The sequence below is a fragment of the Massilia sp. MS-15 genome, assembly GCF_020176695.1.
GTDB lineage: Bacteria > Pseudomonadota > Gammaproteobacteria > Burkholderiales > Burkholderiaceae_D > Telluria > Telluria hydrophila.
Genome location: NZ_JAIWIA010000027.1, coordinates 116,515 through 134,282, shown reverse-complemented (window position 1 = coordinate 134,282; position 17,768 = coordinate 116,515). Strand labels below are relative to the sequence as shown.

Annotated in this window: 20 protein-coding genes; 9 read left to right on the top strand and 11 right to left on the bottom strand. The window is 68.1% G+C overall.

Features of this window, described 5'->3' with window-relative positions; all coding sequences use genetic code 11:
• Positions 1-14: 14 nt before the first annotated feature.
• On the bottom strand, positions 15-476 hold the full coding sequence (locus LCI23_RS11840; RefSeq protein ID WP_224946667.1) for a cache domain-containing protein: 462 nt from the start codon (positions 474-476) through the stop codon (positions 15-17).
• A gap of 240 nt (positions 477-716) precedes the next feature.
• Between LCI23_RS11840 and LCI23_RS11835 the strand changes: the two genes are divergently transcribed.
• The 3 genes from LCI23_RS11835 to LCI23_RS11825 all read left to right on the top strand — a co-directional run bounded on the left by LCI23_RS11835 (position 717) and on the right by LCI23_RS11825 (position 4,832).
• Entirely contained in the window at positions 717-2,714 is a 1,998-nt protein-coding gene (locus LCI23_RS11835; protein ID WP_224946666.1) for an acyltransferase family protein, read from the top strand.
• A gap of 213 nt (positions 2,715-2,927) precedes the next feature.
• Positions 2,928-3,416, top strand: coding sequence for a PEP-CTERM sorting domain-containing protein (locus LCI23_RS11830; RefSeq protein WP_224946665.1), 489 nt, complete (start codon positions 2,928-2,930; stop codon positions 3,414-3,416).
• A gap of 93 nt (positions 3,417-3,509) precedes the next feature.
• Complete coding sequence (locus LCI23_RS11825; protein WP_224946664.1) at positions 3,510-4,832, top strand: sorbosone dehydrogenase family protein; 1,323 nt, start codon at positions 3,510-3,512, stop codon at positions 4,830-4,832.
• A gap of 62 nt (positions 4,833-4,894) precedes the next feature.
• Here LCI23_RS11825 and LCI23_RS11820 read toward each other — a convergent pair whose 3' ends face one another.
• From LCI23_RS11820 to LCI23_RS11805, 4 genes are read right to left on the bottom strand one after another with little or no spacing between them, the layout of a single operon-like run.
• Positions 4,895-5,224 carry a hypothetical protein gene (locus LCI23_RS11820; RefSeq protein ID WP_224946663.1) on the bottom strand — a complete coding sequence of 110 codons (330 nt, stop codon included), beginning with the start codon at positions 5,222-5,224 and terminating at the stop codon, positions 4,895-4,897.
• A gap of 3 nt (positions 5,225-5,227) precedes the next feature.
• The gene (gene ctaD / locus LCI23_RS11815; RefSeq protein WP_224946662.1) at positions 5,228-7,747 is read right to left on the bottom strand and encodes a cytochrome c oxidase subunit I; all 2,520 of its coding nucleotides are present in this window, start codon (positions 7,745-7,747) and stop codon (positions 5,228-5,230) included.
• Entirely contained in the window at positions 7,744-8,670 is a 927-nt protein-coding gene (locus LCI23_RS11810) for a c-type cytochrome (protein ID WP_224946661.1), read from the bottom strand. The genes ctaD and LCI23_RS11810 overlap by 4 nt, the downstream gene beginning before the upstream one ends.
• Positions 8,667-9,059, bottom strand: a complete 393-nt coding sequence (locus LCI23_RS11805; protein WP_224946660.1) for a cytochrome c family protein — start codon at positions 9,057-9,059, stop codon at positions 8,667-8,669. The genes LCI23_RS11810 and LCI23_RS11805 overlap by 4 nt, the downstream gene beginning before the upstream one ends.
• A gap of 144 nt (positions 9,060-9,203) precedes the next feature.
• On the opposite strand from LCI23_RS11805, the gene LCI23_RS11800 reads away from it, so the two are divergent.
• The 3 genes from LCI23_RS11800 to LCI23_RS11790 all read left to right on the top strand — a co-directional run bounded on the left by LCI23_RS11800 (position 9,204) and on the right by LCI23_RS11790 (position 11,066).
• Positions 9,204-9,788: a cytochrome c gene (locus LCI23_RS11800; protein ID WP_224946659.1), complete on the top strand. Its 585-nt coding sequence runs from the start codon at positions 9,204-9,206 to the stop codon at positions 9,786-9,788.
• A complete protein-coding gene (locus LCI23_RS11795) occupies positions 9,785-10,135 on the top strand; it encodes a cytochrome c family protein (RefSeq protein ID WP_224946658.1) in 351 nt (116 codons plus the stop codon). Before LCI23_RS11800 ends, LCI23_RS11795 begins: the two co-directional genes overlap by 4 nt.
• A gap of 82 nt (positions 10,136-10,217) precedes the next feature.
• Positions 10,218-11,066 (top strand): fumarylacetoacetate hydrolase family protein, encoded by an 849-nt coding sequence (locus LCI23_RS11790; RefSeq protein WP_224946657.1) that lies wholly within the window; start codon positions 10,218-10,220, stop codon positions 11,064-11,066.
• Between the two features lie 33 nt (positions 11,067-11,099).
• Here the strand turns inward: LCI23_RS11790 and LCI23_RS11785 are convergent, their stop codons facing one another.
• From LCI23_RS11785 to yjgA, 3 genes are read right to left on the bottom strand one after another with little or no spacing between them, the layout of a single operon-like run.
• A complete protein-coding gene (locus LCI23_RS11785) occupies positions 11,100-11,765 on the bottom strand; it encodes an alpha/beta hydrolase (RefSeq protein ID WP_224946656.1) in 666 nt (221 codons plus the stop codon).
• 22 nt (positions 11,766-11,787) lie between these two features.
• Positions 11,788-12,450, bottom strand: coding sequence for a molybdopterin adenylyltransferase (gene mog / locus LCI23_RS11780; RefSeq protein ID WP_224946655.1), 663 nt, complete (start codon positions 12,448-12,450; stop codon positions 11,788-11,790).
• Complete coding sequence (yjgA, locus tag LCI23_RS11775) at positions 12,428-13,027, bottom strand: ribosome biogenesis factor YjgA (protein WP_224946654.1); 600 nt, start codon at positions 13,025-13,027, stop codon at positions 12,428-12,430. The genes mog and yjgA overlap by 23 nt, the downstream gene beginning before the upstream one ends.
• A 94-nt stretch (positions 13,028-13,121) precedes the next feature.
• Between yjgA and pmbA the strand changes: the two genes are divergently transcribed.
• Genes pmbA through LCI23_RS11760 form a run of 3 tightly spaced genes read left to right on the top strand, consistent with a single transcriptional unit; the run spans position 13,122 to position 15,152 of the window.
• Positions 13,122-14,474 (top strand): metalloprotease PmbA, encoded by a 1,353-nt coding sequence (pmbA, locus tag LCI23_RS11770; RefSeq protein WP_224946653.1) that lies wholly within the window; start codon positions 13,122-13,124, stop codon positions 14,472-14,474.
• Positions 14,475-14,488: 14 nt separating this feature from the next.
• The gene (locus LCI23_RS11765; protein ID WP_224946652.1) at positions 14,489-14,728 is read left to right on the top strand and encodes a hypothetical protein; all 240 of its coding nucleotides are present in this window, start codon (positions 14,489-14,491) and stop codon (positions 14,726-14,728) included.
• A gap of 7 nt (positions 14,729-14,735) precedes the next feature.
• Positions 14,736-15,152 carry a DUF1801 domain-containing protein gene (locus LCI23_RS11760; RefSeq protein ID WP_224946651.1) on the top strand — a complete coding sequence of 139 codons (417 nt, stop codon included), beginning with the start codon at positions 14,736-14,738 and terminating at the stop codon, positions 15,150-15,152.
• A gap of 172 nt (positions 15,153-15,324) precedes the next feature.
• Here the strand turns inward: LCI23_RS11760 and LCI23_RS11755 are convergent, their stop codons facing one another.
• The 3 genes from LCI23_RS11755 to paaX all read right to left on the bottom strand — a co-directional run bounded on the left by LCI23_RS11755 (position 15,325) and on the right by paaX (position 17,717).
• Positions 15,325-15,561: a hypothetical protein gene (locus LCI23_RS11755; protein ID WP_224946650.1), complete on the bottom strand. Its 237-nt coding sequence runs from the start codon at positions 15,559-15,561 to the stop codon at positions 15,325-15,327.
• Between the two features lie 3 nt (positions 15,562-15,564).
• The gene (locus tag LCI23_RS11750) at positions 15,565-16,710 is read right to left on the bottom strand and encodes a M14-type cytosolic carboxypeptidase (protein ID WP_224946649.1); all 1,146 of its coding nucleotides are present in this window, start codon (positions 16,708-16,710) and stop codon (positions 15,565-15,567) included.
• Positions 16,711-16,778: 68 nt separating this feature from the next.
• Positions 16,779-17,717, bottom strand: coding sequence for a phenylacetic acid degradation operon negative regulatory protein PaaX (gene paaX / locus LCI23_RS11745; RefSeq protein ID WP_224946648.1), 939 nt, complete (start codon positions 17,715-17,717; stop codon positions 16,779-16,781).
• Positions 17,718-17,768 lie beyond the last annotated feature (51 nt).

The following is a 17,768-nucleotide window of genomic DNA, read 5'->3' as shown; positions in this document are numbered from 1 at the left end:
CCGGGCGTGGCGGCTTATTTCTTGTAGATGCCGGATTCGAGCACCAGGTCGTCGACCCGCTGCACATAGGTGGTCTTCGGTTCGATCTTGCCGCTGGTCGGATTCTTGTACATGTAGTCGACCCAGCCCTTGCCCTTGGCGGCGGCGACGTCGATGAACTCGCGCCGGTATTTCTTGCCGTTGGCGTCCGGCACGTCGGTCAGGTCCTTGCCGATGATCGAGGGATTGTACGGATGCGCCACCGCGATGCCGGTCCTGGCGTCGCGCATGCTCAGGTAAAGCTCGCCCTGGACGAACTCCGGGTCCTTCGCGTTCACGCGCTTGATCAGTTCATCCTTGCCCTTGGCCTTCATCAAGGCTGCCCCGCGTTCGACCATCGCGATGGCGTCCTTCTCGGTGAGGCTGTTGGCGGCGGCGGGGGCAGGGACCGCCAGGCTCAGGGTGGCGGCGGTCAGGACGGCGGCAAAGGCTTTCATACGGACTCCTCAAGTGGAATGTTCCATGGGTAAATATTGCTGAAGTGCATTGGCAAATGTACCGGGGACCTAGAGAGGAGGATTGCGCTAGCTCAAGCGCACGACGCCGTGGAACGGGAAGTGCGAAGAGCCCTGCCCGGGGCAAGTGAATTGTTGCTTTTGGGACGCGTCAAATTGTTCCATGCATATTTCGTCCTGTAAAATCGTCCGCTTTGTCGCGCCGCTCCGAGTCCTTTAGCCATGAAACTGGAAAAACAGATCCCGCTCGCGGATCCGCCCGCGCCGGCGGCCCACACTTCCCCCCACGCCGCCGCCCACCCTGCCTACCGCCCGGACATCGACGGCCTGCGCGCCGTGGCCGTGCTGTCGGTGCTGCTGTTCCACGCCTTCCCGGCCTGGCTGCGCGGCGGCTTCATCGGCGTCGACGTGTTCTTCGTGATTTCCGGTTTCCTGATCACTGGCATCCTGCTGCGCGAGCTGGAGCAGGGCAGCTTCAGCTTTGCCGGCTTTTATGCGCGCCGCATCCGCCGCATCTTCCCGGCCCTGTTGCTGGTGCTGGCGGCCTGCCTGGCCTTCGGCTGGATGGCCCTGTTCCCCGACGAATACCAGCAGCTCGGCAAGCACGTGGTGGGCGGCGCCAGCTTCGCTGCCAACTTTTTCTACTGGGCCCAGGTCGGCTATTTCGACACGGCGGCCGAGACCAAGCCCCTGCTGCACCTGTGGTCGCTGGGCATCGAGGAACAGTTCTACATCCTGTGGCCGGTGTTCCTGCTGCTGGCCTGGCGCCGGCGCATCGATCCGCTGCTGGTGGCCGCGGGGCTGGGGCTGGCCTCGTTCGCCCTCAACCTGGGCGGCATCGGCCATGACGCCAGCGCCACCTTCTATTCGCCCGCCAGCCGCGCCTGGGAACTGCTGCTGGGCGCCGGCCTGGCCTGCCTGCAGGCCAAGCGTGCGGGCAGGCCCGCAGCCGGACCGCGCCTGCCGGCATGGACACCGGCGCTGCTGTCCTGGAGCGGGGCGCTGCTGCTCGCGGCCGGGCTGGCGCTGATCACGCGCCACGATCCCTTCCCGGGCTGGCGCGCGCTGCTGCCGGCCGGCGGCGCGCTGCTCCTGATCGCCGCCGGGCCCCAGGCCTGGCTCAACCGCCATGTCCTGGCGAACCGGCTGCTGGTCTGGATCGGCCTGCTCAGCTACCCGCTGTACCTGTGGCACTGGCCGCTGCTGTCGTTTGCCCAGATCGTCGAGTCGCGCGAACCGGCGCCCGCGATCCGTGCCGGCGCGCTGCTGGCGGCGCTGCTGCTGGCCTGGCTGACCTGGCGCGTGCTCGAGCGTCCGCTGCGCGCCGCCGCGACCCGGGCCGAGGCGCGTGCCCGGGTGGCCGTGCTTGCCCTGCTGATGCTGGGCATGGCCGCCTTCGGCGGCTACCTCTACCTGAACGACGGCCTGCCGACCCGCAAGCCGATCGAGGACAGCGTCGCCAACCAGAAGGCCCTGGTCCTGGTCGAGGACCGCGCCAACGCCGAGGCCTGCAAGAAGCGCTATGGCTTCGACTCGATGTACGAATACTGCCTGCTGGGCGACCCGGCGAAGGACCCGACCGTGGCCCTGGTTGGCGACAGCCATGCCTACCACGTGGTGGCCGGCCTGACCAGGTACTACGGCGGCATCGGCGAGAACCTCTTGATGCTGGGCACCCGCCACCCGTACTGGGGCCTGGATCCGCAGGGCGATCCCTACCAGCAGGCGACCCAGCAGATGCTCGAGCTGGCGCTGGCCACGCCCTCGGTCAAGACCGTGGTGTTCTCGACCCACCTGCGCTTCTACACCGTGCCCGAGCAGAAGGTCTACGTGGACGCGGCGCGCGAGACCTTTCGCCGGCTGCTCGCGGCCGGCAAGCAGGTGATCTTCATGCACGACGTGCCGCTGCTCGGCTTCGACCCGCGTTCCTGCATCAAGCGCGCCGGCGTCGCCTCGTCGGCGACCCGGGTGCCGTGCGCCATCCCGCGCGCCGAATGGGATGCGCAAATGGCGCAGCACCGCGAAATCGCGGCGCGCCTGGCCGCCGAATTCCCGCAGATCGCCTGGTTCGATGCGGGTAAGGTGCTGTGCGACAAGGACCAGTGCCACGCCATGGTCGATGGACGCCTGATGTACCGCGATAACAATCACCTGAGCCATGAAGGCGATCTGCTGGTTGGCCAGCGCTTTGCGGAATGGATGCGCAGCCGGCAGCCATGAACCCGGTCCTTGCCAGCACCCAGGGCCAGGCGCCCGGAAGCGGCAAGGAGATTGTTTCATTCTTTGAAACAATTTCATGTCGAAAATTTTTACAGTAACTAACGTTGTAAACGCGCATGAAATTCTAACTATTTGATTTAACGCAATATTTTCATCCTGGCATTGTTTTTGCTATTTCCCTGTCAATACATTTTTTACATAACAGGGATTTCCATGAAAAAGCTCGCTATAGCACTGGCACTGGCCACCTTCTCCTTCGCTGCCCAGGCGGCACCGACCTTCGTCGGCTCGTACAAAGTCAACCAGGGACCGCACTGGGGCACCAATCCGGCCGTGTATTCCGCGACCGAAGCCGCTGCCCTGCTCTTCGGTGGCACGGCGTCGGACTATTTCATTTCCATCCTGGATTCGATGGATTACACGACGATCACCCACACCGGCTGGTACGACGGCTGGGGCGAGCACAGCGGCATGGAATTCGACGAGAACTACAAGCTCGACGTTGGCGCGCCCGGCTACAACGCACCTGGCGGCGGCAATACCGCACGCTCGGCCTACGTCGCCGACGGCCTGGGTGACAATTTCGTGAACTACGTGTGGCGTGTGGACGGCACGGCCGAGGTGCCGGAGCCGGCCTCGGTGGCACTGCTCGGCCTGGGCGCCCTTGGCCTGGCCGGCATGCGCCGCCGCAAGGCAGCCTGACGCGTCTGTTCGGCAGTGCCGCGCGCAGCCGGCGCGGCCGGCTGGGCGCGCATGCGATACTGGCGCGGTCTTCCATCCACGGAGAGAACGACCATGCCCACCGCCTTCCCGGCCCGCCTGACGGCGGGCGCCATGCTCGTGCTGCTGGCCGCCTGCGGCGACCGCTCCACCTTGTCTCCGGGCGCCGACACCGGCACCCAGCCCACCATCGCCTCGCCGGTCAGGCGCCTGGTTCCCACTGTCGACATTGCCCCCGCGCGCGGCTGGCCACAGGGCGCCGCACCGCGGCCAGCCGCAGGCCTGGCGGTCGGCGCGTTCGCGGCCGGCCTGGACCATCCGCGCTGGCTGTACGTGCTGCCCAATGGCGACGTGCTGGTGGCCGAGACCAATGCGCCGCCACGTCCCGAGGCGCGCAAGGGCATCCGCGGCTACGTGATGGGCAAGGTGATGGCCAGGGCTGGCGCCGCGGTGCCGAGCGCGAACCGGATCACCCTGCTGCGCGACGCCGACGGCGACGGCGTGGCGGAAACCAGGACCACTTTCCTGCGCGGCCTGAACTCGCCCTTCGGCATGGCGCTGGTCGGCAATACCTTGTACGTGGCGAATACCGACGGCATCGTGCGCTTCCCCTATACGGCGGGCGCCACCGAGGTCACGGCGCCGCCGCAGCCGGTGGCGGCGCTGCCGGGCGGGCCGCGCAACCACCACTGGACCAAGAACATCATCGCCAGCCCGGACGGGCGCCGGCTGTACGCCACCGTGGGTTCGAACAGCAACGTGGCCGAACATGGCATGCAGGAAGAAACCGACCGCGCCGCCATCCTCGAGGTGGACCTCGCGAGCGGCAGCACGCGGCCCTTCGCCACCGGCCTGCGCAACCCGAACGGCCTGGCCTGGAACCCGCACAGCGGGGCCCTGTGGACCGTCGTCAACGAGCGCGATGAACTGGGCAGCGACCTGGTGCCGGACTACCTGACCTCGGTGAAGGCGGGCGGCTTCTATGGCTGGCCATACAGCTACTATGGGCGCCACGTCGACACCCGCGTCCAGCCGCAGCGGCCCGACCTGGTGGCGAGCGCCCTGGTGCCGGACTACGCGCTGGGCGCCCACGTGGCCGCGCTCGGCCTGGCCTTCTACACCGGCACGCTGCTGCCCGCGCAGTACGCGAACGGGGCCTTCATCGGCCAGCACGGTTCCTGGAACCGCAAGCCGCTGTCGGGCTACAACGTGGTGTTCGTGCCGTTCCGGGACGGCATGCCGGCCGGGAAGCCGGTCGAGATCCTGTCCGGCTTCGTCAGCGCGCAGGGCGAAGCCTATGGGCGGCCGGTCGGGGTGGCGGTGGACCGGCAGGGGGCGCTGCTGGTGGCGGACGATGTCGGGAACGTGATCTGGCGCGTGACGCCGCGTGGCGGGTAGGATGCTCGGCGCTGCCACCCAATCAAGCGGAGCTGAACGCGTGGGCGGGAAACCCGCCCACCCTACGCGCAGCCGGAAACCAGCAGCAGCGGCATCCCGGTCCAGGCGATGCCGACCAGGGCCAGCAGCGCGCCCAGCGCGGCCGCCCAGTCGAGCAGCGCGGCGTCCTGGGCGCGGTGCAGGATGCCGCGTTCGCGCCACAGCAGCCAGGCGCACAGGGCGAGCGCGACGGCCGTGGCGATCCCGGGCAGCACCCGGTCCGGGCCGCCGGCGCGCAGCATCGCCGGGGTGCACTGCGCGGCCGCCAGCCCGTAGCAGAAGGCGAAGTGCGCGGCCCAGACCAGCAGCGGCAGGGTGCCGCGCAGGAGCTTGCCGAAGAATCCGTCGTTCATGCTTTACTCCATCAGCAGCGGCAGGCCGCGCACCAGCGCCATACCGGCCAGTCCCTGCAGCGTCGTGTAGTGCCACAGCAGGCTGACGTTGTCGAGCGTCGCCCGGCTGTGCGCGCCCAGCAGGCCGCGCCAGGCGCGCAGGCACAGGTAGGGACCGGCGATCGCCAGCACCACCACGTGCAGGCCCTGGTAGCCGAGCAGCGCGCCGATCGCGGCGCCCCAGGCGCTGGCACTCGGTTCCAGGCCGGCAAAGGCATGGCCACGCAGGTCGAGCAGGAAGGCGGCGCAGGTCGAGGCCAGCGCCGCCAGCACCAGCCAGGGCAGGCGCCGCTTGCCAAGCGCGCGGCCGGCCAGCACGATCAGCACTGAGCCCACCACCAGCAGGCCGGCCGAGGCCAGCTGCCAGGACAGCGCGGGCAGGGCGGCGCCGGGCGGCGGGCAGACCATCAGGCGCATCGATACGTGCACGTAGGCGTAGCCGAAGGAAGCGAAGATGCAGGCGTCGACCACCAGCATCACCATCGTGCCCCACCAGGACTGCGAGGACGTGGTCTTCGCGTTCACCGGCAAGACCAGGTCGTCCGCCACCCGCGCTTCCAGTATCGGCGGCTTGCGGTCCGATTGCCACAGCCAGGCCACGGTGCCGGCCACCGCCATCAGGCCGAACAGCCAGGCCAGCAGCATCGCCTTCACGGTCAGCAGCAGGAAGAAGCCCGCCGTGCCGAGGGCGGCGATGACAGGCAGCCAGCTGTCGCCCGGCAGCACCATCAGGTAGCGCGGCTCGGCGCCCACCGGGCTGGTGGCGATGGTCTCGCGCAGGCCGGTGGCGGTGCCGGGCAGGTAGTGCTGGCCGCGGTCCACCTCCTCGCTGAGCGTGGGCTGCTCCCACAGCGGGTCGGACGAGTGCACGCGCGGGATGCTGCGGTTGCCATAGGATTCGGAGGTGAGCCACTCCAGCGTGGGCGCATTCCACGGGTTGCCCACCTCTTTCTCGGGCCGGCGCAGGGTGCGCACCGCATCCACGATGAACAGCAGCACGCCGAAGGCGAACACGAAGGCGCCCACGGTGGAGAGCATGTTCAGCAGGTTCCAGCCGAGCTGCGCGTCATAGGTATAGACGCGGCGCGGCATGCCCTGCAGGCCGGTGATGTGCATCGGGAAGAAGGCCAGGTTGAAGCCGCCGAACATCATCCAGAACACGGGACGCGCCAGTTTTTCCGACAGGCGCTGGCCCTTGACCAGCGGCAGCCAGTAGTACAGCGCGGCGAACACCGGGAACACCATGCCGCCGATCAGGACGTAGTGCAGGTGGGCCACGATGAAATAGGTGTCGTGCACCTGCCAGTCGAAGGGAACCACGGCCACCATCACCCCGGTCAGCCCGCCCAGCACGAAGATGAACATGAAGCCCATCAGGAACAGCGCCGGCGCGTGCATGCGCACCCGCCCGTTCCACAGGGTGGCGATCCAGGCGAACACCTGGATGCCGGTGGGGATCGCCACCGCCATGCTGGCCGCCGAGATGAAGCTCATCTCGAGCACGCCCAGGCCGGCCGTGAACATGTGGTGGGCCCACAGGCCGAAGCTGAAGAAGCCTACCCCCACCAGCGCCACGATGATGGCGCGCCGCCCGACCAGGGGCGTGCCGGCGATGGTCGGGATCATGGTCGAGACCATGCCGGCCGCCGGCAGGAAGATGATGTAGACCTCGGGGTGGCCGAAGAACCAGAACAGGTGCTGCCACAGGATCGGGTCGCCGCCGCGCTCGGCGATGAAGAAGGGCCAGTCGAAGGCGCGCTCCAGCTCCAGCAGGGCGGTGCCGGCGATCACGGCCGGGAAGGCGAACACGATCATCACCGCCACCACCAGCATGGCCCAGGCGTACACCGGCATGCGGCGCAGCGTCATGCCGGGCGCACGCGTAAACAGGATGCCGATGATCAGCTCGACCGCGCCGGCGATCGCCGAGATCTCGATGAAGCCGATCCCCAGCAGCCAGAAGTCGGCGTTCAGGCCGGGCGAATACTGGGTGCCCGTATACGGCGGGTACATGAACCAGCCCCCGTCCGGCGCCAGGCCGACGAAGATGGTGCAGAAGAAGGCCAGGCCGCCGAAGGCATAGGCCCAGTAGGCGTAGGCCGACAGGCGCGGGAAGGGCAGGTCGCGCGCGCCCAGCATGTTGGGCAGCAGGTAGACCGCGATCGCCTCGACGATGGGAATCGCGAACAGGAACATCATCACCGTGCCGTGCATGGTGAACACCTGGTTGTAGGTGCCGGGCGAGAGCAGGGTGTTGTCGGGCACCGCCAGCTGCACCCGCATCACCAGCGCCAGGATGCCGGCCAGGATGAAGAACAGCAGCGCGGTACCGATGTAGAGCAGGCCGATGCTGGTGTTGTTCACCGAGGTGAAGAAGCGCCAGCCGGTGGGCGTGCGCCAGACTTCCTTCAGGCGTTCGAATTCGCCGTCCGGCCGCGGCAGCGAATTCGGGAGTGTCGTTGGCGTAGGCGTGGACTGCGTCATTTCAGGTGTTCCAGGTAGGTGGCCAGCGCATGCAGCGTGTCCTGGTCGAGGTCCTGCGAGCCGGGCATGAACACGCCCGGCTTGGCGGCCTGCGGGTCGGCGATCCAGCCGGCCAGGCTGTCGCGGTGGGTGCGCAGCAGGCCGGCGCCGATGTGCAGGCGGCTGCCGACGTGGGTCAGGTCGGGGCCCAGGCGCGCTTCCTCGGCCACCCCGCGGATCGTGTGGCAGACCTGGCAGCGCTGCTGCAGGAAGGCGGCGCGCCCGCGTTCCAGCAGCGGGCTGTCGGCCGGCCGCGCGGCTTGTCCCTGTTCGGCCAGCCAGGCGTCGAATTCCTGCGGTGCCAGCGCCACCACGTGCAGCGCCATTTTCGCGTGCTGGGCGCCGCAGTACTCGGCGCACTGCCCGCGGTAGATGCCGGGCTTGTCGGCGCGCAGGGTCAGGCCGGTGACGCGGCCCGGCACCATGTCGCGCTTGCCGGCCAGCGAAGGCAGCCACAGGCTGTGGATCACGTCCGCCGAGGTCAGGCCCAGGTAGACCGCGCGCCCGGTGGGAATGCGGATCTCGTTGGCGCTGACGATCTCGCGGCCGCTGGCCGGGTCGCGGTAGCGCACTTCCCACCACCACATCTTGCCGGTCACCGAGATGCTCAGTGCTCCCTGCGAGGACTGCGGCGCCAGCTGGGTGCTGCGCCAGGTGCTCCAGCCGAGCAGCGCGCTCAGCACCAGCACCGGGAAGGCGATGCCGCCGCCGCCGATCCACAGCAGCGCGCGCGCGGGGCGCCCCTGGCGCCGCAGGCTGAGCAGCAGCAGGGCCATCACGGCCAGGAAGATCACGGTGCCGGCGCCGAACAGCACCCAGGCGAAGCCGCTGATGATGGCGGCATCCCAGCCGCCCGGCTCCAGCACCGAATGCAGGCCGTTCATCGCAGCGTGTACAGGAACGCCGCCACGTGGCGCGCTTCCTGTTCCGTGAGGCCCATGGGCGGCATCTCGGTGCCGGGCTTGAGCGCGTGCGGGGCGCGCAGCCAGCGCTGCATGTTGGCGGGCTGGTTGGGGATGCGGCCGGCGATGTAGCTCAGGCGCCCGATGTTGTCGAGCGCCGGACCGGCGCGGCCGGCCGCGCCCTGCACGCCGGGGATCGCGTGGCAGGCGCCGCACTGGTACTGGGTCACCAGGCGCAGGCCCTGCCGGGCGTCGCCGCCCGGTACGCGGGGCGGCCTGCCTTCTTCCGCGCAGCCGGCCAGCAGGACAAGGCAGGCCAGGGAGGCCAGGGAGGCCAGGGAGGCCAGCGGGGCCAGACGGGCCAGTGCCATGCCGTCGCGCCGGCATGCCTGGCGGACGTGGTCGTGAGGGAGACTGGTGCGCACGCTTGGAAATCACAATTGTTAAGTGGCTTTTATAATACACAAAGAATGATGCATTTTTTTTAACGACTCCAATCGGACGCACCCCGCACAATGCCTTCTTCGCGCCACAGGCTGATCCTGAAGACCGTGCTCGCCACGCTGCTGGTGCTGGGCGCCGGCGCCGGCGCGGCCGGCCTCGCGCTGCTGTTCGGCGGCTGGTACAACATCGGCGCCACGGCCCAGCATGTTCCCTTCGTATACACGGTGCTGGAGGAAGGCATGACGCGGTCGGTGCGCCACCATGCGCGCGCGGTGCGGGTGCCGGCCACCGGCTTTGGCGAACCGCAGCAGCTGCGCCTGGGCGCCCGGATCTACCGCGACAAGTGCCTGCAGTGCCACGGCGGCCCCGGGGTGGCGCAATCGACGATCGGCATGAGCATGCAGCCGATTCCCGGTCCGCTGGTGGACGCCACCCAGCGCTGGAAAACGCGCGAGCTGTACTGGGTGACCCGGAACGGCATCAAGATGAGCGGCATGCCGGCCTGGGAATACCATTTGCGCGAAGAGGAGTTATGGGCGGTGGTGGCCTTCGTGACCCTGCTGCCTTCGCTGGGCGCGCCGGAGTTCAGGGACTGGGTCGCTCCGGACCGCGCTCTTGACGGTGCAGCGTCGGCGCCCGCCGGAGCCGCGCCATGAGGGCGCTGGCACTGACCGTGGTGCTGGCGCTGGCCGGCTGCGCGCCGGACCGGCCGCCGGCCGGCGTGCGCGGCGATCCGGCGCGCGGCAAGATCGCCGTCACGCAGTACGCCTGCCAGTCCTGCCACCAGATTCCCGGTGTGCCGGGCTCGAAGGTATATGTCGGCCGGCCGCTGGAGGACATGGCGCGGCGCGAGACGCTGGCCGGCGGCCTGCGCGGCGACCAGGCCGGCCTGGTGCGCTGGATCCGCGATCCGCAGGCGGTCGACCCGCAAACGGCGATGCCCAACATGGGCGTGAGCGAGCGCGATGCGCTCGACATCTCGGCCTACCTGCTCAGCCACTAGGCTGCCAGGCCACCGGCCGCGCCGATCCTTGGTATCATCCGCGGCTGGCCCATCCGGGCACGTTCACAAGGGGAAGACAGCAATGAGACTGGTGCGCTATGGCCGCCCGGGCAAGGAAAAGCCGGGCCTGTTCGACGAGGAGGGCCGCGTGCGCGACCTGTCCGCCATCATCGGCGACATCGACGCCGCCACGCTGGGCGACAAGGCCCTGCGCAAGCTGGCCAGGATCGATCCGAAGACGCTGCCGCTGGTGCGCGGCACGCCGCGCTTCGGGGTGCCGGTGAAAGGCGTCGGCAAGTTCATCGGCATCGGCATGAACTATGCCGACCATGCGGCGGAAACCGGGGCCGAGCCGCCCAGCGAACCGATCTTCTTCCTGAAGGCGACCAGCAGCCTGTCCGGTCCGGACGATCCGGTGCAGCTGCCGAAGGGCTCGAAGAAGACCGACTGGGAAGTCGAGCTGGGCGTGGTGATCGGTACCCGCGCGCAGTACGTGACGGAAGAAGAGGCCCTGAACCACGTGGCCGGCTACTGCGTGGTCAACGACGTCTCCGAGCGCGCCTACCAGTTCGAGATGGGCGGCCAGTGGGACAAGGGCAAGGGCTGCGATACCTTCGGTCCGGTCGGCCCCTTCCTGGTCACGCGCGACGAGATCCACGACGTGCAGGACCTCGACCTCTACCTGGAGGTGAACGGCAAGCGCATGCAGAGCGGGAACACGTCGAGCATGATCTTCAGCGTGGCCCGGATCGTCAGCTACGTGTCGCGCTTCATGACCCTGGAGCCGGGCGACATCATCACCACCGGCACCCCGCCGGGCGTGGGCATGGGGCGCTCGCCGCAGCGCTTCCTGAAGAAGGGCGACAAGCTGAGGCTGGGAATCGCGGGCCTGGGCGAACAGCAGCAGGAAGTGGTGGCCTTCCCGAAGTAAGGCCGGGCCGGGTGGACGGCGACGCCGTCCGCCCTAGGCCAGCACCTTCCTGATCCAGGCCGAGATATCCCGCACCTCTTCCAGGCACAGCGCGTGCTGCATGGGGTACTCGTGCCATTCCACCTTGTAGCCCAGCGCCAGCAGCGCCTCCTTCGACTCGCGCGCACGCGCGAAGGGCACGACATTGTCGTGGGTGCCGTGGGCCATGAAGACCGGCGTGGCCAGGCTTTCTTCGGTGCGCTCGCTGGCGACCGCGCCGGCCAGCGGCAGGTAACCCGACAGGCACAGCATGCCGGCCAGTTTTTCCGGATGGCGCATGCCGGTCTGCAGGGTCATGGCGCAGCCCTGCGAGAAGCCGGCCAGGATGATGCGCGAGGCCGGGATGCCGCGCGCCTTTTCGCGCGCGATCAGGGCTTCCACGTCGCGCTGCGAGGCGCGCAGGCCGCCTTCGTCCTCGCGCCGGGTCAGTTCGGCGCCGCTGATGTCGTACCAGGCGCGCATCACGTAGCCGCCGTTGATCGTGATCGGCATCGTCTTCGCATGCGGGAACACGAAACGGATGCCGGGCAGGCCGGACAGGTCCAGTTCGTTCACCAGCGGCACGAAATCGTTGCCGTCGGCGCCCAGGCCGTGCAGCCAGATCACGGCCACCTGCGGGTTCGGCGCGGTTTCGATCTCGATGTTTTGCAGCAGTTCCATGGCTTCCTTTGTGCGTCAGGCGTCAGGCGGCAGGCGGACGCAGCGCCGATTTCGGGCGGAAGGTCTTGCTCACTGCCGGATTGGTTTCGATGTAGGGGCCCCCGATCAGGTCGATGCAGTAGGGCACGGCCGCGAAGATGCCGCCGACAAGCACGTTGCCGGCATCGTCCTTCAGGCCTTCCAGGGTTTCCTTGATCGACTTGGGCTGGCCCGGCAGGTTCATGACCAGGGCCGCGTGATCGGCGCCGTCGATGCGTACCTCGCGGATCACCGCGGTCTGGCGCGACAGGATCGCGGTCGGCACGAAGCGCAGGCTGATCTGGCGCATCTGTTCGCCGAAGCCCGGCATTTCGCGGGTGCCGATGGCAAGCGTAGCCTCGGGCGTGACGTCGCGCCGCGCCGGGCCGGTACCGCCGGTGGTCAGGACCAGGTGGCAGCGCGCCACGTCGACCAGTTCGGCCAGGGTGCGCTCGATCTCCGCGCGCTCGTCGGGAATCAGGCGGGTCTCGATCCGGTAGGGGGTGGTGATCGCCTGCGCCAGCCAGTCGGTCAGGGCGGGAATGCCCTTGTCTTCATAGACGCCGCCGCTGGCGCGGTCCGAGACCGACACCAGGCCGATGATCAATTCTTGCTGCGTCAGCGCTGGATGCGCCAGTGCCACGTCACTCGTCGTCGGACTCGTCATCGCCGGATTCTTCCTGATCGTCGTCGCTCTGCTTCGGCTTCTTGCCCAGGTCCTTCAGGATCTGGAAGATCTCGCGGTAGGCCTTGGGCGGCTTGTTCTCCGCCTGTTCCTTGCGCGCGTTGCGGATCAGGGTGCGCAGGTGCTGCACGTCCAGTTCCGGGTTTTCTTCCAGCAGCTGGGTCAGGGCCTTGTCGTCGGCCAGCAGCTTCTCGCGGCGGCGCTCGAGGGCGTGCAGCGCGGCGGTCTCGGCTTTCGAGGCGCCTTTCCAGCTGTCGATGGTGCGCTGGATGACGGCGACTTCTTCCTCGTCCAGCGTGCGCATCTTCTTGCCCACGAACTGCAGCGCGCGGCGGCGGCCTTCGTGGTTGGTGATGGTCTGGCAGGCAAGAATGGCTTCCTTGACGTCTTCCGGCATCTCGACGCGCTTGACGCGGTCGCGCGGCGCATCGACCAGCTGCTCGCCGAGCTTCTGCAGCTCGTTCGACTGGCGCTTGGCTTCGGACTTGGAGGGGCGTTCGTATTCCTGGTCGAATTCATTGGACTGGAAGCCGACGGAACCGCGGTTTGGATTAGGCATGATGAGGATGATCCGATTGGCGCTGGGCCGATCAGTGAAAACTGTAAACGGCTGCTATGATAACTGTTTTAGGGCCCGCCACGACAAACACGACATGAACGACTCCGCTTTTACCCATACCCAGGACCAGCTGAAACAGCTCGCCCGCGACGTGCTGGCCTTTGCCAGGGAGCAGGGCGCCACCGATGCGTCGGTCGAGATCAGCGAAGGCAGCGGCCTGTCGGTTTCTGTGCGTAAAGGCAAGATCGAGACCATCGAGCAGAACCGCGACAAGGGCATCGGCGTTACCGTCTACTATGGCCAGCGGCGCGGCAATGCGAATACCTCCGACTTCTCGACCAGGTCGCTGAAGGACACCGTGGAAGCGGCCTGGAACATCGCCCGCTTCACCGCCGAAGACGATTGCGCCGGCCTGCCCGACGCCGAGCTGCTGGAAACGAACCCGCGCGACCTGCGCCTGTTCTATCCGTGGCAGATCTCGACCGAGGAAGCGGTCGAACTGGCGCAGCGCTGCGAGAACGCGGCGTTCGAGGTCGACCCGCGCATCACCAACAGCGAAGGCGCCAGCGTCTACGTGCAGCAGTCGCATTTCGTCGGCGCCAATTCGCGCGGCTTCATCGGCGGCTATCCGTTCTCGCGCCACACGATCTCGGTCGCCCCGATCGCCGGCAAGGGCAGCAAGATGCAGCGCGACGACTGGTACACCTCGGCGCGCGATCCGAAGAAGCTGGCCAGGCCGGAAGCCGTGGGCCGCTACGCCGCCGAACGCGCGCTGGCGCGCCTGAACGCGCGCAAGCTCGATACCCGCACCTGCCCGGTGTTGTTCGAGGCGCCGCTGGCGGCGGGCCTGCTGGGCGCCTTCGCGCAGGCCGTGTCGGGCGGTGCGCTGTACCGCAAGTCGACCTTCCTGCTCGATACGCTCGGCAAGCAGGTGTTCCCGGAGCACATCAGCGTGGTCGAGGATCCGCACCTGGTGGGCGCGGTCGGCTCCGCGCCTTTCGACGAAGAGGGCGTGCGCACGGTGCGCCGCAAGGTGGTCGAGAACGGCGTGCTGCAGGGGTACTTCCTGTCTTCGTACTCGGCGCGCAAGCTGGGCATGCAGACCACCGGCAACGCGGGCGGCTCGCACAACCTGGAGCTGGTGTCCTCGCAGACCCGCCGCGCCGACGACTTCGAAGGCATGCTGCGCAAGATGGGCACGGGCCTGCTGGTCACGGAACTGATGGGGCAGGGCGTCAACTACGTCACCGGCGACTATTCGCGCGGCGCATCCGGCTACTGGGTCGAGAATGGCGTGATCCAGTATCCGGTGGAAGAGATCACCATCGCCGGCAACATGCGCGAGATGTTCCAGCAGATCGCGGGCATCGGCAACGACGTCCTGAACCGCGGCAACAAGTCGACCGGCTCGATCCTGATCGAGAAGATGGTCGTCGCCGGCAGCTGAAAGGGGAACACGGCATGAGCAAGTTCGTTCGCATCGACAAGGAAAACAGCCAGAAAAGCGTGCTGCTGAACCTCGACCTGGTGGCCACCGTCGAGCTGTCCCAGCCCTCGGACCTGCTCAGTTCGGGCAACGAGGCGCGCAAGGCCTACGCCACCTTCCTGGCGCCCGACAAGACCACCATCGCGACCCTGCATTTCGATTCGCTCGAGGATGCCCATGCCTGGGTCGGCAAGCACCTGGGCGCCGAACTCTGAGGCCGCCATGGCCGCGAACAAGACGCTCCCCACCGAGGCGAGCGTGCGCGCCTACCTCGATGCGATTCCCGACGCCGCGCGGCGCGCGGATTGCGAGGCACTGGTCGACATGATGTGCCGCGTGACCGGCGCCCCGCCCGTGATGTGGGGCGCGGGCATCGTCGGCTTCGACAGCTACCACTACACCTACGCCAGCGGGCGCGAAGGCGATGCGCCGCTGGCCGGCTTCTCGTCGCGCAAGGGCGACATCAGCATCTACCTGTCCTGCGAGCTGCCGCCGAGCGACGCGCTGCGCGCGCGCCTGGGGCGGCACAAGATGGGCAAGGCCTGCCTGTATGTGCGCAAGCTGGACGACGTGGATGTGGGGGTGCTGGAACAGATGGTGGCCGAGGCGGCCGCCGCGACGCGGGCACGCTACCCGTAGGGTGGGCGGCTTCACCGTGGAACGTGCGTGGCAACGGATGCTGGCGCCGCCCACGCGTTCAACTCGCGCATGAACAGGCGTGACGTCCGCTTCCACGCTGGCCGAACGCGTGGGCGGCGCATCCACTGCAGGCAATGCGGCGTACCGGATGGAGCCGCCCACCCTACGGGATTCAGCGGGCCTGCTCGATCCTGCTCAGGCGCTGGCCGTAGATGCCCCAGGCCACCGGCGCGCCGTCGAGGGTGGCCGTCAGGGCCCAGCCGGTGCCGATCTTCTCGACCGCCACCGGGGTTTCCAGCTCCCTGGCCACCTTTTCCGCCCAGGTCTGGGCCGCTCCGCGGCCCTTGAACAGTTCCTGGCCTTCGAACACCACGGTGGCGTCGAACACCGGCGCGGAGAACACGCTCATCGCTTACTCCTGCTGCGCGCCCAGTGCGCGCACGGCGTTCAGCACCGGCTGCAGCACCGCGGCGCCGAGGCGCGCGCTGCGGGCGCCGTCCCAGCCCACCTGCGGGTCGGGGTCGTTGGCATTGTCCTTGAACGGCAGCTCCAGCGTCAGCGACAGACAGCCGAAGGCGTGCGTGACGTGCGACGAACCCATGGTCAGGGTCTCGTCGGTGAAGGGCGTGGCGCCGTAGCCGTGCACGTCCTGGAAGTCCGGGCTGGCGATCTTGAAGTCCTCGATGAAGCGCTTCTGCTGCGCCGCCTGGGCCTCGGTCCAGGTCGGGAGCGATTCGCTGCCGGCCACGAACACGTAGGGCAGGCCCTCGTCACCGTGCACGTCCAGGCACAGGTCGACGCCCGTCTCATGCATCTTCTGGAGCACCAGGAACACTTCCGGGCTGCGCTCCATCGACGGGTTCATCCACTCGCGGTTCAGGTTGGCGCCGGCCGCGTTGGTGCGCAGGTTGCCGCGCACCGAGCCGTCCGGGTTCATGTTCGGCACCACGTAGAACACCGACTCATTCAATAACTGGCGCCCGAACGGGTGGGCCGGGTCGAGCAGGGCGTCGAGCATGCCTTCGACGAACCACTCGGCCATGGTCTCGCCCGGGTGCTGGCGTGCGATCACCCACACCTTCTTCTTTTCAGGCGCGGGTTCGCCGATCACCAGCATGTTCAGGTCGCGGCCGTCGACGGTGGAGCCGAGGTCCAGCATGCGCACGTGCTCGGACATCTGGGCGCGGTCGAGCAGCTCCAGGTGCCGTTCCCACGAATACGGCTCGAAATAGGCGTAGTAGACGCTGTCCATGCCCGGGGTGTGCTCGATCGTCATCACCTGGCCGTCGTAGGAGGTCGGCACGCGGAACCAGTTCACGCGGTCGTAGCTCGCCATCGCCTGGTAGCCTTCCCAGCCGGCCGGATAGGCGGCCTGGCCCGCATTCAGGAAGCGGATGCTGCAGGCCTGGCCTTGCGCGCCCTGCAGGCGGAAGTAGAACCACTGGACGATATCGGCGTGCGAGTCCTTGCGGATGTTCAGGTCGATGGCGTTCGCGCTGGTAGCGTTCACGACCTCGATGGCGCCAGCGTCGAACTGGCTGCTGATCTTGATAGACATGGGTATCCTGTCGTCTGGAAAATGCGGAAAATGGTGATCATACTAGTTTTCCGCGGCGCCGCCGGATTTCACGCCAGTCCGCCGAAGCGCCGGTAGAAATCGCCATCGGCCGGCGCCGTCGTGTCGTCTTCCCTGCGCAGCATGGCCAGCACGTGCTCCTCGGCGCGCGCCCAGGTCAGCAGGTAGATGCGCCTGGCCAGCGCATAGGCGTCGGTGCCGGGCCAGGGCTGGGGCAGCAGCGCCACCGGCAGCATCGGATCATGCAGCTGCACGCGGCGGTAGGCATGGATCAGCAGGCTGCGGATCGCGAAGGCATCCTGGGGGGCGAGCAGGGTGTCCGCTTCCAGCAGCGCCAGCAACGGCGTGAAGCGGGCGATGAACTGGCGGTAGGCCGCGGCCACGGCCGACAGGTCCCAGCCATCACCCACCAGATCGGGCAGCGGACGCGCCCCGACGCCGGGCAGCTCGGCCGCCGTGCACGCGTACACCCTGCCGGCCGCGCCGCTGCGCGCCACGATGTCGCGCAGCGTATCCGGCGCCGGCGCCGGATGCGCCATCACGCCGGTGGCCAGCATCGCGAAGCCCTCCCATTCGAGCTCCTTGCGCAGCTGCGCGCGCAGCTCGCCGTCGATGCTGCCGCTGGGCGCCAGCACGAAGGTCCAGCGGCCGTCCCAGTCCAGCCTGGGGGGGGAATAGATGCGGCGGTTGGCGCGCGCCAGGCGCGGCAGCGACGCCGGTTCCAGCGCGTAGCGGCTGCGCCGGCCCTCGCGGCTGGCCACCAGCCAGCCGTCCTGCACCAGGCGGAACACGCTGGTGCGCACCAGGCGGTCGGACACCCCCAGCGGGCCCAGCAGCTCGATCATGCTGCCCAGCCAGAAGGCGCCGCCATGCGGGGCGATGGCGTCCCCGCACAGGGTCATCACCAGCGATTTATGGCGCGGCGGATCGGTGGCCAGGTAGCCGGCGACCCACTCGCCACTCGTCGTACCGCTGGTAGGAATTGTCATGGCGCCATCTTCTCAATATGATTCAAAATTTTGGTGTACATCCGATTTTTT